Here is a 13,410-nt window from a genome sequence, read left to right as displayed (position 1 = left end):
CCGTGACTTGCGGTGGTCCGGTGGGACACGATCGATGGACAGTAGACGAGAGGGTCAGCGCCGATGAGCACAGCCGTTCCCATGATCACACCCACGTATACCGACGTCACGGCCGTGGGGGGTGTGTGGCAGATCGCGCAGATCAACCTGCCTGGCACTCCCCGCGGCGCCGTGATCCTGCTGTGCGAGCCGGACGGGCTGGGCGACCAGTCCGTCGAGCTGATGAACAGGCTGGCGGAGCACGGCTACGAGTCGCTCGCCGCGAATGTGACGGCTACCGACCCGGAGCTCCTCGGCGACGACCGTGCACTGGCGGTCTTGCGTGCATTCGTGGCGCACCTCGGGGCGCGAGGCTGGCGCGAGGAGCAGATCGGCGTAGTCGGCTACGGCTTCGGCGGCCGGATCGCCCTGCGTGCAGCTGCAGATCTAGACCTCGGCGCTGCCATCAGTGTCTCGCCCGTCGGCATGACCCGCGGCAACTGCGTCCGGCCCGCGCTGCTCCACGCTGCTCGACCGGTCTCGACGCCCTGGCTGGGGATGTTCGGAGCCGACGACGAGGCCGCGCCGGCTGAGGCCGTCCGACTCCTGGCCGAGCGGCTGACGGATCCTTCGCCGGCCTACACACAGCTTGTGACTTATCCCGGAGTGGACGGTGACTTCTTCCGTGAGTCGGCTGATGCCTTGGGCCACGCGGCGATGTTTGACTCCTGGCAGCGCATCATCGAGTGGTTCAACCTGCGGGTCGTGCCGCGCTCCTCGCCGTATGCCGAGATCTGGTCCCTCAAAGAAGCCATGAGTGACTAACACGGGTCCATTCGACTCCCACAGAGGGTTCCGCCAATCGGAACGTCCCCTATCCAGTGCCGTGTGACACAAGGCACGTTGACCAGCATCGATGTTGCGGAAATTTGGTCTCCGCAGCATTCAGAGCACCGAGAATGCAAAGGAAGTGTGCTGATGTCGCAGTTCATCGACGACGATCGTGAGATGCCGAGGTTTCGGGTCAACCGCCAGGCAATGGTCGATCCGGAGGTCTTTGCCAAGGAGCGCGACCAGATCTTCAACCAAGTCTGGCTCTACATCGGTCACGAGACCGAGCTAAAGAAGCCAAACGATTTCAAGACACGCAACGTCGCGGGTCGTCCGTTGATCTTCGGTCGTGATTCCAAGGGCAAGATCCAGGTCTGGATCAACTCTTGCCCGCACCGTGGCGCGATGATCTGCCGCGAACCTGAGGGCAATGCCCGGTTCATGACGTGCTTCTACCACGGCTGGAGTTTCAGCTCCGGGGGTGAACTCGTCTCGATGCCGGGCGACACGTCGTATGGTCCGGACTTCGAGCGCCCTGGCCTAGTGGCCCCAGCGAAGGTCGACTCTTATCGCGGGTTCGTGTTCGTGAGCTTCAACCCCGACGTCGAGCCGCTGGTCGAATACCTTGCCGGCGCAACTGACTTCATCGATCTGGTCGCGGACCAGTCCGAGGAAGGCATGCGGGTCCTCGAGGGCACGCACGAGTACTCGGTCAAGGCCAACTGGAAGCTGCTCGTAGAGAACAGCGTCGATGGCTATCATGCGGTCTCGACGCACCAGCGCTATTTCGAGATGGTGATGGCGTCGGGGGTCGAGATCGACAGCGCCAAATTGGGGCAGTCCGTCGGCCTCGATCTGGGCAACGGACATGCCGTCATCGCAGGCGGACCCGCGACAGGTGGACTGTTCGGACGCCCGCTCTCCAAGGAGGGTACTGCCGAGAGGGACTCGCGCTTCGAAGAGTTCCGCGCGAAGTACGGCGACGAATGGCTCGATCGGATGTCCGGGTCCCGCAACCTGGTGATCTTCCCCAACCTGGTCATCATCGATTTGGTCATGGGCGTCGTGGTCCGCAAGATCGACCCTCTCGCACCTGACTACATGGAGGTCTCGGCCTGGGAGCTCATCCCGCCCGAGGAGGGCGACGAGCTTAAGCGCCAGCGTCTTGACAACTTCCTGACGTTCTGGGGTCCGGGCGGTCTAGCCTCCCCTGACGATGTCGAGGCGCTCGAGACCTGCCAACGGTCCTTCGCCTCGTCTAAGGAGCTGCCATGGTCGGACGTTTCGCGAGGCATGGCAGGGGAGGACCAGCCCGTAGGATCCGACGAGCTGCAGATGCGGGCATGGTGGCGACGTTGGAACGCCCTGATCACCGGGGAGGTCCTGCCCGGTGAGCAGCACAATCCGCCGCCTGCGAGCTACACCGCACCCCGCAGGGTCCCGGAGCAGCAGCCCACTACCTAAGTTGTTCAAGAGAGACACAGATGCCCACCAGTCGCGACTGGTGGGCATCGCCGTTTGGGATGCCTACATCGATGCAGGATGGCGCCGAGGTGTCGCGCGGCAAGTTCGACATATACGCCGGGGTTACCGTCGATCACTGCCCCCGGGATTTCTTCTTGACGACATCAGGCGGATCAGCGAGTTGGGTGCGAATTCAGCGCCCGGTAGGGACTTATCGAGTGGGCAGCGACCGAGGCAGTGCGATCCGATACGCGCTCAGTTCAGAATCGTGAAGCCGTTGCCGATCAGGACACAGGCTTCGATCACGGCGCCATGGACGACGCACTCGTGAGTGACCCCGCCTCGGTCAGAGGGCTCGATGGGCCATGTAACACCGCATCGCCCTGGACGTGGGCGCCGGCACGAATGTAGATGGGGCCGTAGTCTGCGCTGTACCAGATCGAGGCGTCTTCCACGCCGATGAACGTGGCAGAGGCGCGCTGAACATGGAGGGACGGACGTCAGGGTTCAGGCTCTCTAAGGGGAAGATCTAAGGGGAAGAGTGGCGCCCGTAAGGTAGGGCCGTGACGGTTGGAATCGGTCCGGATTCCTCAGGACGGAACGGTGATCGACCGGCGTCACGGGTGGGTCACGAGCCGTCCCACGACCTTGCCACGCTCAAGTTGGGCGTACGCCTCGTTGAGGTCGGCCAGGTCGACGACGGTTGTCTCGGGTCGCAGCTGCCCATGCGCGAGCAGATCGAGGACTTCCGTCATGTCCGTGGCGGTCCGACCGAAGGAGCCACGCAGGGTCTGGCGGCCCAGTATCAGACGGTGCGTGTCGACCGTCACGGCGGTCGCGGCCATCCCGACCACGACGACCCGCCCGCCGGTACGCACGACACTCAGGGCTTGCTCTGTTGTGGATCCGGTGCCGGCGAAGTCGACGAGTACATCCGGCCGAACGTCACGCAACGCCTCGACCTCGGTGAAGCAGTCGGTGGCTCCAGCCGCGCGTGCTGCCTCGAATGTTAACGGGTTGATATCGACGCCGTAGACAGTGCTGTCGAGCAACGCTGCTGTCCGCACACCGTTGAGACCGAGACCTCCCAGTCCGATGATCGCGACGGTTTCTCCGGCGCTGACGCCGGCGGTGGTTCGGACAGCCGAGTAGGAAGTGGCGATCGAGTCGGTCGAGACTGCGGCCTCGTCGAAGCCGACACCATCGGGGATAAATTGCAGCTTCTCGTGCGGCACCGTGACGTACTCGGCGAATCCGCCGTCGATCGTCAGGCCCGGCGCAGCGCGAGGGATCATCGGTCCGCCGGAGATGACCCGGTCGCCTACCGCGAATCGGGAGGGGACCCCGTCACCGAGTTCGAAGATCGTCCCGGCGATCTCGTGACCGAGCGTGATCGGGGCGGTGGTGGTGAGCAGTTCACCCTCTTCTGTGGACATTGTGTGGGTCAGCGAGCCGTCGAGAATATGCAAGTCGGAGTGGCACAGGCCAGCGGCTTCGACGCGCAACACGACCCAGCCAGGCGCTGCGTGCGGCAGCGGAATGTCCCGCAACTCCATGGGTCGTCCGGCGGCGATCATACGCATAGCTCTCATTGGGAATATGCTGCCCGATCGCGGGAGAGATCGGCGGTAGGCGTTCCACGGTGCGAAACATCGACGGAGCGTGATATGCGGCGCATGGTTGCGATGCCCGACCGTTCCACATGTCGGAATTAGTGCTTTGCGTCACGGAAGTCTCAAGGGAGGCTTCAGGCGATCACACGGTCGACTCCTTGTCCGGCAGCCACCGGCATGCCGGGGAGTTCCGATGAAGCGCCGTCCTGTGATGGCCGCTCCGCGTCGGGCGCAGTAGCAAAAACAGTCCCCGCGGTGTCCTGTTCCATCCGGTGGAACCGTTTGTGACACCTCTCTGTAACCCACATCACACTGACGCTAGGCGGATGGCCAGAGTGCCTTCGCTTACCTAAGCGCCGCGCACTATGCCACACGAACCACGGGAGACCACATGAAGCAGTCCCTGGCCACCGCTACGAGGAGAACGCCATGAGTGAACTCGTCGTCGACGACGTCTCGATGCACTTCGGCGGGATCAAGGCCCTCGACGGCCTCTCGTTCACGATCGGCAGCGGCCAGATCTGCGGCCTGATCGGACCCAACGGCGCCGGCAAGACCACGCTGTTCAACTGTGTCAGCCGGATCTACCAGCCGAGTTCGGGCAGCATCAAAATGGATGGTGAGGAGCTCCTCGCCGTGCCGGCTCACAAGATCGCAGGTCACGGCGTCGCGCGCACCTTCCAAAACCTCGGCCTGTTTCCGTCGCTGACATTCCTTGAGAACACGATGGCCGGCGCCTATTCCCGTGGCAGGGGAGGCTATGTGCGGTCTCTGCTCCGCTTCGGTCAGGCGAAGGCGGAGAAGCAGCTCCGGAGCGAGGCGTTCGAGTTACTTGAGGTCCTCGGTCTAGCGGATCTCGCTTTCCTACCTGCTGCCGACCAGCCTTTCGGCACCCTCAAGCGGCTCGAGCTGGCACGGGCGCTCGCCGCCAAACCCAAGCTGCTGCTGCTCGACGAGCCCGCCGGTGGACTGACCCACAGTGAAGTGGACGAGCTGTCCAGCACGATCACGCGCGTCCGCGACGAGTTCGATCTCTCGATCCTGCTGGTCGAGCACCATATGGCGATGGTCATGGGAATTTCCGATCTGGTCGTCGCAATGAACTTCGGCAAGAAGATCACCGATGGCACACCCACGGAGGTCCGTTCACACCCCGAGGTCATCTCGGCCTACTTAGGAGCACCCGCCGCATGAGTCTTCTCGAAGTCGAGGACCTTTACGCCAACTACGGTGCCGCCGATGTCCTGCACGGGATCAACCTGACCGTCGAGAAGGAGGAGGTCGTCGTCATTCTCGGAGCCAACGGCGCAGGCAAGACGACGACCATGCGCGCCATCTCCGGCATGATCCAACGACGTGGGCGGGTGACGTTAGACGGAAACGAAATCTCCACAGCATCGCCCGACGCGATCGTGCGACTTGGACTAGCGCAGGTCCCGCAGGGACGTGGCACGATCGCAGACCTCACAGTGGAGGAAAACCTTCGGGCCGGAGCGCACGTGCGCTCAGACAAGAAGGGGATCACCGGCGACATCGCGCGGTGGTTCGACACCTACCCGCGCCTGGCGGAGCGGCGCAAGCAAAAGGCCGGCCTGTTGTCAGGTGGCGAGCAGCAGATGCTCGCGGTCTCTCGCGCCATGATGAGCCGTCCTCAACTGTTGCTGTGCGACGAGCCGAGCCTGGGCCTCTCGCCCAAGCTCACACAGGAACTTTTCGTCTCGCTGTCGCAGATCAGCAAGGAGATGAGCATGTCGATCCTGCTCGTCGAGCAGAACGCCACCATGGCGCTCGGCATCGCCGACCGCGGCTACCTGATCGAGGTAGGCACGATCGCCTCATCTCGACCGGCATCCGAACTCGCCGGTGACGACGCCATCCGCGCCGCATATCTCGGGTACTAGGAGAACTGACTCATGGACCTCTTAATCGCCCGCATCATCGACGGGCTCAACAACGGTGTGATCTACGCCTTCCTCGCTCTCGCGCTGGTATGCGTCTACCGCAGCACCAAGCACCTCAACCTCGCCCAGGGGGAGATGGCGATGTTCAGCGCCTTCATCGCATTCGCATTCACCCAGATAGGTGTCCCGGTCGTGTTCGCGATCCTCCTGGCCGTCGCAGCAGGTGCGATCGGTGGCGGACTGATCGAGCGAGTACTCGTGCGGCCGCTGGGCGACGACGCCGACTACTCGATTCTGCTGGTCGGAATCGGAATCTTCCTGGCACTCAACGCAGCCGCGGGATTGATCTGGGGAGGCGAGCCGCTGGCCTTCCCCAGCTTGCTGCCTTCCGGCCCCGACGACTACCTCTCTATCTTCGGCGCGCGGCTGCGTTATCAGCAGCTCTTGATGATGGTGCTGTTGGGACTCGTTCTTGCAGGCATCCTCGCGTTGTTCAAGTACACCAAGCTGGGCCTGGCGATGCGCACAGCGACCAGCAACCCCGAATCCGCGAAGCTGCTGGGCATCCGGGTCAACCGGATCAACGCGTTGGGCTGGATCATGGCTGCCGCCGTCGGTGGACTGTTGGGTCCGCTCGTGGCGCCCAGCACGACACTGACGACGTTCATGATGTTCAACTTCCTGATCTACGCCTCCGCAGCGGCCACTCTCGGTGGCTTCGATTCTCCGGGTGGCGCGGTCCTGGCCGGGCTGATCATCGGCGTGCTCGAGAGTCTCGCGGGTGGCTACGTGTCCTTCATCGGCTCGGACCTCAAACTGGCCGTGGCACTCGTGCTGCTGCTCGGGGTCCTCATGGTCAAACCGTCCGGGCTTTTCGGGTCCAAGCGAGTGGAGAGAGTCTGATGGCACTTCCGATTACCGTTCACGAAGGCACGGCCGCACACCGCGGGCTCACCCTCGGTCGCATCATCCTCGTCGTGGTCGTCATCCTCGCGCTGCCGTACGTCGTTGCGCCCTACCGGCTCGACCAGATCACCGGTGCACTCATTCTGGCGATCGCCGCCGTCGGCCTTAACCTGCTGTCAGGATTCGGCGGGCAGATATCGCTGGGGCACGCGGCTTTCTTCGGATTCGGCGCCTACACGACTGGCATCCTGGTGACCGACTACGGTTGGTCGGCCCCCCTGGCCTTCGTAATGGGCATGCTGGTGTGTTTCATCGTGGGTGTCCTGGTCGGGCTGCCGGCTCTGCGGCTCAAGGGCATGTACCTCGCACTGGTAACGCTGGCAATCGGCGTGATCTTCCCGAGTCTCGTACGCCGGTTCGAGTCACTGACCGGAGGCTCTGCCGGCTTGTTCGGCATTAAGTTCGAAGCCCCGGACATCGCCTACTTCTCCGGTCGCTCCGGTCAGGTGATCTGGCTCTACTACGTGGCAGTCGTCGCTTTGCTGCTGGCGTGCCTGGCTGTCTGGAACATCATGCGGGGGCGGACTGGGCGCGCCATCGTGGCCCTTCGCGACAACGAGTCGGCCGCGATCGTCATGGGTGTCGACCGCACAGTTGTGAGGACAGTGCTGTTCGGGATCTCGGCTGCGATCGCCGGACTCGCCGGCGGGATCTTCGCGGTCGATACCGGCATTCTAACCCCCGACAGCTTTTCGCTGCTGTTCACGATCTACCTCCTCGTCGCGATGGTCCTGGGTGGTCGCGCGAGCTATTGGGGACCGATCATCGGCGGCTTCGCGATCTACTTCCTGCCGCTGTGGACGGGCGAGATCACCGAGGGCCCCGCTGCCGGTGTGGTCTTCGGTGTCCTCATCATCGTCATGGTCTTCACTCTCCGTGATGGCGTCATCGGCGGTCTCAAGAGGCTAGGCGCAAGGTTCCTTGTAGTTGAGCCGTCACAGCCCGCGTCCAGCGTGAACCTCAGCGAGAACGGTCGAATGGGGGACGCTGGGGTCTTCGATCCAGACGCAGTGCTGGCTGATTCGGAAGAGATGTCGGGCGTGCGTCGGCCGTGACGGACCGCGTCTGACCACACAGATTTCTCGGGGCACCGCAGATGCACGTCGCGGGACCCATTCGCTCGGTGCGCTTGATGAGGGCGCACTGCTGACAGGACCACATGGTCAACCTGGCAACCTCCCGGTCCGTTCCCGGACCAGTCTTCGAAGGAGCACAACATGTTCACACATCACAAACACTTGGCGGGAGCAGTGATGGCTCTTGCCTTCCTGGTCACAGCCTGTAGTTCACCGAGCAGCGGCAGCGAAGGCGTCACGGACGTATCCAGCGAGGCGAATTCGGCAGCGGAGGCACTCGGTATCGACCTAGCCTCCTGCCCAACCGACGCGACCAAGCCATTCGGTGCGACGGTCAAGGTCGGGAACACGATCCCGCAGACGGGACCGGTTGCACCCGCCTTGGGAGTTATCGGGCCGGCTATGAAGGAGGCGTTTCGTCAATTCAATGAGACCTCGGGTCTCGGCGCGACATTCGAGCTGGTCCAGAGCGATGACGCATTCACACCCGACAAAGCACTGACCGCGACGCAGACGTTGCTGGACAAGGACGGTGTTGACATGATGACCGGCGTCATCGGCACGGCTCAGGTCGCGGCGGTTCGGGGAGTCCTCGGCGGGGAGTGTGTGCCGCTGTTGCCTGGGGTCTCGGGCGGCAAATCCGCCAACAATCCCACCGAGTATCCGTGGACGTCGGCGTTCACCCAGCCGTCCGCACTCGACGCGCGGATCATTATGGCCAGCATTAACGAAAACCATCCCAACGGTACGAATGTCGCAGTGCTGTATGCCAACAACGAGTCGGGCAAAGATTATCTGAGCGATCTCGAAAAGTACGCCGGCAAGAGCAAGATCATCAAGACCGAGACCATCGAAGCTACCGAGACCGGGTCACCCTCCTCGCAGATCACGACGCTGCGCTCTACAGGGGCCAACGTGCTGATCGCAGTTCCAACGGCTGCTCAATGTGCGTCAACGATGCAGGAGGTCGCCAATCAGGGTTGGGAGGCGGATCGTTACATGACGTCGGTATGCGCGAGCACGACGTTCGACGTCGCCGGTGCGGCAGCCGACGGTTGGCACGTCACGACGTATGTGAAGGACGCTACGCGAGGTGAGTTCGTCAACGACCCGGTCGTCGTCGCTGCCATTGAGTCCATCAAGAAAGCCTCGCCCAATACACCGATCACAACGACGACGCTGGGTGGCTTTCTCTACCCGCAGCCCTTCTTCGAAGCGGCCAAGGTTGCGGCGAAGTCGCCGCTGGGCCTGAGCAGGCTTGGAATGATGTCGGCGTACACGACCTTGGACTTCCAACCCACCCTCCTCATGCCGGGTGTGCGGTTCAAGCTTGACGGCCTCGATGACCAGGTTGCGATCGAGGCGTCTTATCTGACTGCTTACCACTCGGATACCAAGTTGTTCGAGAACGTCAAGTTGTACGACTTCGAAGGGCAGATGACGATGGGCTAGTCGGTTCGAAGGGCAGACGACGGGCTAGTCGAGCGTCATCACTGAGCTACTGGCCGGGCCCATGGGTCTGACACCCACCGCGCTGCACATTAGGGATGAGACATATGACTGATTCACACCGCGCGATTCTTCTCACCGACCGGCCACGGGGGAAGCTGAACGTCGGACACTTCCGTGAGATAACTCTTCCTCCGCCGGGCGAGCCGGGTCCGGGTGAGGTTCTGTGCAGGACGATTCTACTTTCGATCAGCCCAGGGAGCCGTGCGTGGATGCAGCAGTCGACCTATCGGGACGAACTGCGGGCTGGCGAACCGATGAGTGGGTACACCTTGGCCGAGGTCGTGGCGGAGAACGGCACGGGAATTACACCGGGCACGATCGTGTCCTGTGAGGGAGCGTGGCAGACGTACTCTCTACTGCCGGCAGCTTCGGTTCAGCGAGTCGATGTGCGGGGACCACTGACGCACCACATGTCCGTCTTCGGTGCCACCGGACTGACAGCCTACTTCGGGATGCACGGGCTAGGCACGCCACGCCGTGGCGAGACAGTGGTCGTGTCCGCTGCCGCCGGAGCCACTGGATCGGTGGCGGGCCAGATCGCACGGCGAGCGGGAGCAAGGGTCGTGGGTATCACAGGAAGCGACGCAAAGAATCGTTTGCTTGAAGCCGAGCTGGGATTCGATGCCACGGTGAACCATCGAAGCGCGTCCTTCGAGAAGGACTTGGCCGAAGAGTGCGGAGGTGGGATAGACGTCTACTTCGACAGCGTCGGCGGTCGTATCTTGGAGACTGCCCTGCACAATATGAACCTGCACGGTCGAGTCGTGTGCTGTGGTGCGGTATCTCAGTACGACGGTCCGGCTGGATCTCCAGGTCCAGCGAATGTTCCCACCGTGCTCGTGACGAAGAGACTCGCGATGCAGGGCTTCATTGTCTTCGACTTCGCGGAGTCGTTTCCCGCCGCACTCTCCGACCTCGAGGCCTGGGTTTCCGCCGGCGATGTGAAGGTTCTCGAGGACGTCCGGGAGGGCCTGCAGTCGGCCCCGTCCGCGCTGGTCGACTTGCTGAGCGGAGGCAACGTCGGCAAGTTGATGGTGCGGGTTGGTCCAGACTCCTGAGTCTCGACGTTCACCCGCTCCGCCGCCATCGATGACTCCCGTGCCGAGAAAGTTATTCTCGGCACGGGAGTCGCCTTCAGTCGCCGAAGCGGGGAAGCAGATCGTACTGTTCAACCGAGCTGTCGAGGATGCGGAACCCCTCGGTGGCGGTGACCTGGTCGAGTCCGGCCACGACCTCCTCGATCGAGAGCGTCCGACTCGACAGTCCAGGTACCGCGGCGCTGAACAGCAGGGCTGCGCGTCCTCCGCCGGCGGCCAGTGTCTGGCCGGTGAGTTCACACGATGCGTGGGACAGATAGGCCATTACTGGGGAGACGATCGACGCTTGTAGGTACCGCACGTCGAGATCGGGTTTTTTCTCGAAATACGCCTTGGCGTATCCGGTCGCCGCAACAGGCGCCAGCGCGTTGATCCGGATGTCGAGGTCGCGGTTGTCCAGCGAGGCGGCCTTCGTGAGCCCGACGACGCCGGCCTTGGCGGTCACGTAGGGCGCCGATCCGGGCGCGCCGAACACGCCGAGAGCCGACGTCGTGTTTACGATCCGGCCATATCCCTGACCACGCATGTGCCGCAGGGCCTCCCGCATTGTCCAGAATGTTCCGAGCAGATGGACGTTCAGAGTCTCAACAAAGCACTCTGTCGAGACCTCCTGGGCGGTACCGGTCCCGCCGGCTCCGGCGTTGTTGACCAGGATGTCGATGCGTCCGAAGGCGTCGACGGTCTGCCGGACGAGACCGATCGACTCGGCTTCGGCACCGACGTTTCCAGGGGCCGAGACGGCCGTCAAGCCCTCGTCGCGCAGCTGTTCGGAGACGATTTCGGCCAGTGATCGGCCGTCGTCGGTGCTGCTGATGTCATTGATCACGACCTTGGCGCCCCGCTCGGCCAGCAGTCGCGCGTGGGCCAGTCCCAGTCCTGCTCCCGACCCGGTGATCAAGGCGACCTGACCGTCGAAACGATGCTCGGCGGTGCTCATGCGGAGAGGGATTCGACGGTAATGTGACCGGCGATCGGGCGGCCGAACGCGTACGCGGACTGGATCGGATTGTAGTACTCGCGAACGTGCTTGATCAGGCCGTTCTCGGTGACCATCTTCATGATGTAGCGGTTGCGGTAGTCACGGCCGGTGGCCATCGTCAGCTTGCCGTACGTCTCGAGAAATACCGTCATGCCGTCTGCAGACAGTGTGATCTCGCAGTTGCAGGGCCCGGCGCTCTCGCCCTCGGCGTTGAACGCGACGGCCCAGAATTCGGTCGCCGCGTCGATGCCGGAGTAAGAGCGGAACTTGCCCTTCTCGACCTGCCCTGACTCGCTGAACGGGATCTCAACCAGGATGTCGTCGGTCATGCAGCTACGGACAGCCTCAAGATCCTGCGCGTCGATGGCTTCGTTCCAGCGGCGGAACACGTCGAGGGTTGCCTTGGGGCCTTCGGTTCTGGCGAGGACCTCGTGAAAGTCTGGTTTGAGCTCGGTCATGGTCTCTATCGTCCTTACATCGTGGTCGGCGGTGGTATGGCATCAGGCGTTAGGAGCGGGGGAGTTGGGCGACGCTGTACAAGCCCGCGGCTCGGCCGAAGACACCGGCCTTGCCGAGCCCGGTGCCGCTGAGATAGGTAGCGCCGTGGAAGCCGCCGACTACCTCGCCGGCAGCGAAGAGCCCCGGGATCGGCTCGCCGAACACGTCGACGACGTTCAGTTGCTCGTCGACCCGGACTCCGCAATAGGTCGTGGTCAGACCCGAGCGGCAGGGGAACGCGTAGTAGGGCGCTGTGTCGAGGTGGCCGCCTTGAGCGCTGCCGTAGTCGCTCAGCAATCGGCCGAACTCGGGATCGACGCCCTCGTCGACGAAGCCGTTGTAGGCATCGATCGTGGCGCGCAACTTGGACGGCTCGATCTGCAGCTTCTCGGCGAGTTCCTCGACTGTGTCGGCGGCGATGACATATCCGTCGGCCAGAGCGGACTTGAAGTCCGCTGGCGTCGGTGCGACCTGGGAGCGGTTCATCATCGAGTCGTCAAACACTTGGAAGCCGATTCCCTCGGGCTGCTGCACGCAGATCGAACTGATGATCTTGTAATTGAGGTTCTCGTCGACGAAACGCTTGCCGTCGCGATTGACGATGATGGCGCCCTGGGAGTTGGGGTACAGCAGGCGAGGCTCGTTGTGGGGGTCCTCCGACAGGTCTGGGTAGTTCTTGATCGACGCGCCGAAGGAAGCTTCGACGTACCCCATGTCAGCGAGGTCGGCGCCGACGGCCCATGCCATGCGCAGCCCGTCACCCGTATTGTCTACCCCGCCCATCTTCGTCGCTTCGGCCCACTGAGGGGCGAAGGTCTCGAGCAGTTCGCGGCTGCGGGCGAACCCGCCGCTCGTCAGGATCACAGCGGAGGCGTGCACCACAACCTCCTGCTCGGCACGGTCGAGGACGACGCCGGTTATGCGTCCTTCCGCGTCCTGGACGAGCCGTCGAGCAGAGCTGGAAGACCAGTAGTAGGTGTGGTCGAGCGCCATGAACTTCTCGTGCATGACCTTGGTCGCGTGGCCCTGAGGGGCCGCATGCATGCGTGAGACCGCGTCGGTGCCGGTTATCGTCAAAGTGAAGTCGACGCCGTGGCCACGCATGAACTCGAAGGTGTCGAGCTGGTGATCGAGGTAAACCTGGACGGGCGCCGGATCGTTCTTACCCCGCCCGGCGGTAAGGATCGACGAGCGCAACTGCTCGTTGTCATCCTCGACGCCGGCGGCTGCCTGGAGGCCGGTGCCGGCGAACAGCATCCCGCCGCCAGCCTTCACCGACGAGCCACCGTACTGCACGCCTTTCTCTAGTAGCAGAACCGTGGCGCCGCCCTCGGCGGCGGACAGTGCCGCTGTGTTCCCCGCCAGGCCGGCTCCGACGACGATGACGTCGAATGTGGCGGGCTGCGACTCGTGGTTGCTCATCGGTTCACTCCTGATCGGGACGGATCTGATGGAATGGCGTGCGTCACTGCCGCCGATGCTGCTCGCAGTCAA

The 13,410-nt window shown here is 63.2% G+C and carries 12 protein-coding genes; 8 read left to right on the top strand and 4 right to left on the bottom strand.

Translation table 11 applies throughout. The features are described from left to right. Positions 1–63: 63 nt before the first annotated feature. Positions 64–804, top strand: coding sequence for a dienelactone hydrolase family protein (locus tag G4D79_RS29625; RefSeq protein ID WP_214514719.1), 741 nt, complete (start codon positions 64–66; stop codon positions 802–804). 153 nt (positions 805–957) lie between these two features. After that, the gene (locus G4D79_RS29620) at positions 958–2,274 is read left to right on the top strand and encodes an aromatic ring-hydroxylating dioxygenase subunit alpha (protein ID WP_151097237.1); all 1,317 of its coding nucleotides are present in this window, start codon (positions 958–960) and stop codon (positions 2,272–2,274) included. Positions 2,275–2,891: 617 nt separating this feature from the next. On the opposite strand, the gene G4D79_RS29615 is transcribed toward G4D79_RS29620, so the two are convergent. Beyond that, complete coding sequence (locus tag G4D79_RS29615; protein ID WP_054780795.1) at positions 2,892–3,866, bottom strand: zinc-binding dehydrogenase; 975 nt, start codon at positions 3,864–3,866, stop codon at positions 2,892–2,894. Positions 3,867–4,316: 450 nt separating this feature from the next. On the opposite strand from G4D79_RS29615, the gene G4D79_RS29610 reads away from it, so the two are divergent. The 6 genes from G4D79_RS29610 (at position 4,317) to G4D79_RS29585 (ending at position 10,400) form a co-directional block, all read left to right on the top strand. Next, positions 4,317–5,081, top strand: coding sequence for an ABC transporter ATP-binding protein (locus G4D79_RS29610; RefSeq protein ID WP_151097235.1), 765 nt, complete (start codon positions 4,317–4,319; stop codon positions 5,079–5,081). Further along, positions 5,078–5,788 carry an ABC transporter ATP-binding protein gene (locus G4D79_RS29605; RefSeq protein ID WP_214514718.1) on the top strand — a complete coding sequence of 237 codons (711 nt, stop codon included), beginning with the start codon at positions 5,078–5,080 and terminating at the stop codon, positions 5,786–5,788. Before G4D79_RS29610 ends, G4D79_RS29605 begins: the two co-directional genes overlap by 4 nt. Positions 5,789–5,800: 12 nt before the next feature. Beyond that, positions 5,801–6,691: a branched-chain amino acid ABC transporter permease gene (locus G4D79_RS29600; protein WP_151097231.1), complete on the top strand. Its 891-nt coding sequence runs from the start codon at positions 5,801–5,803 to the stop codon at positions 6,689–6,691. After that, positions 6,691–7,809, top strand: a complete 1,119-nt coding sequence (locus tag G4D79_RS29595; RefSeq protein ID WP_151097229.1) for a branched-chain amino acid ABC transporter permease — start codon at positions 6,691–6,693, stop codon at positions 7,807–7,809. Before G4D79_RS29600 ends, G4D79_RS29595 begins: the two co-directional genes overlap by 1 nt. Before the next feature lie 162 nt (positions 7,810–7,971). Further along, positions 7,972–9,282 (top strand): ABC transporter substrate-binding protein, encoded by a 1,311-nt coding sequence (locus G4D79_RS29590; protein WP_214514717.1) that lies wholly within the window; start codon positions 7,972–7,974, stop codon positions 9,280–9,282. A gap of 95 nt (positions 9,283–9,377) precedes the next feature. Continuing rightward, positions 9,378–10,400: an NADP-dependent oxidoreductase gene (locus G4D79_RS29585; RefSeq protein ID WP_308252620.1), complete on the top strand. Its 1,023-nt coding sequence runs from the start codon at positions 9,378–9,380 to the stop codon at positions 10,398–10,400. Positions 10,401–10,476: 76 nt separating this feature from the next. Here the strand turns inward: G4D79_RS29585 and G4D79_RS29580 are convergent, their stop codons facing one another. The 3 genes from G4D79_RS29580 to G4D79_RS29570 are packed head-to-tail and all read right to left on the bottom strand — an operon-like array spanning position 10,477 to position 13,338. Then, positions 10,477–11,376, bottom strand: coding sequence for an SDR family NAD(P)-dependent oxidoreductase (locus tag G4D79_RS29580; protein WP_214514715.1), 900 nt, complete (start codon positions 11,374–11,376; stop codon positions 10,477–10,479). Further along, on the bottom strand, positions 11,373–11,876 hold the full coding sequence (locus G4D79_RS29575) for a nuclear transport factor 2 family protein (protein WP_151097221.1): 504 nt from the start codon (positions 11,874–11,876) through the stop codon (positions 11,373–11,375). The genes G4D79_RS29580 and G4D79_RS29575 overlap by 4 nt, the downstream gene beginning before the upstream one ends. 49 nt (positions 11,877–11,925) lie before the next feature. Continuing rightward, positions 11,926–13,338, bottom strand: coding sequence for an FAD-dependent oxidoreductase (locus G4D79_RS29570; protein ID WP_214514714.1), 1,413 nt, complete (start codon positions 13,336–13,338; stop codon positions 11,926–11,928). Positions 13,339–13,410: the final 72 nt, after the last annotated feature.

It is taken from the genome of Rhodococcus sp. WY5, assembly GCF_018588185.1.
GTDB lineage: Bacteria > Actinomycetota > Actinomycetes > Mycobacteriales > Mycobacteriaceae > Rhodococcus_F > Rhodococcus_F qingshengii.
This window is presented reverse-complemented; position numbering and strand designations above follow the sequence as displayed.

Coding starts and splice junctions, on each gene's coding strand:
- G4D79_RS29625 (WP_214514719.1), top strand. CDS start 64: ATGAGCACAGCCGTTCCCATGATCACACCCACGTATACCGACGTCACG.
- G4D79_RS29620 (WP_151097237.1), top strand. CDS start 958: ATGTCGCAGTTCATCGACGACGATCGTGAGATGCCGAGGTTTCGGGTC.
- G4D79_RS29615 (WP_054780795.1), bottom strand. CDS start 3,866: ATGAGAGCTATGCGTATGATCGCCGCCGGACGACCCATGGAGTTGCGG.
- G4D79_RS29610 (WP_151097235.1), top strand. CDS start 4,317: ATGAGTGAACTCGTCGTCGACGACGTCTCGATGCACTTCGGCGGGATC.
- G4D79_RS29605 (WP_214514718.1), top strand. CDS start 5,078: ATGAGTCTTCTCGAAGTCGAGGACCTTTACGCCAACTACGGTGCCGCC.
- G4D79_RS29600 (WP_151097231.1), top strand. CDS start 5,801: ATGGACCTCTTAATCGCCCGCATCATCGACGGGCTCAACAACGGTGTG.
- G4D79_RS29595 (WP_151097229.1), top strand. CDS start 6,691: ATGGCACTTCCGATTACCGTTCACGAAGGCACGGCCGCACACCGCGGG.
- G4D79_RS29590 (WP_214514717.1), top strand. CDS start 7,972: ATGTTCACACATCACAAACACTTGGCGGGAGCAGTGATGGCTCTTGCC.
- G4D79_RS29585 (WP_308252620.1), top strand. CDS start 9,378: ATGAGACATATGACTGATTCACACCGCGCGATTCTTCTCACCGACCGG.
- G4D79_RS29580 (WP_214514715.1), bottom strand. CDS start 11,376: ATGAGCACCGCCGAGCATCGTTTCGACGGTCAGGTCGCCTTGATCACC.
- G4D79_RS29575 (WP_151097221.1), bottom strand. CDS start 11,876: ATGACCGAGCTCAAACCAGACTTTCACGAGGTCCTCGCCAGAACCGAA.
- G4D79_RS29570 (WP_214514714.1), bottom strand. CDS start 13,338: ATGAGCAACCACGAGTCGCAGCCCGCCACATTCGACGTCATCGTCGTC.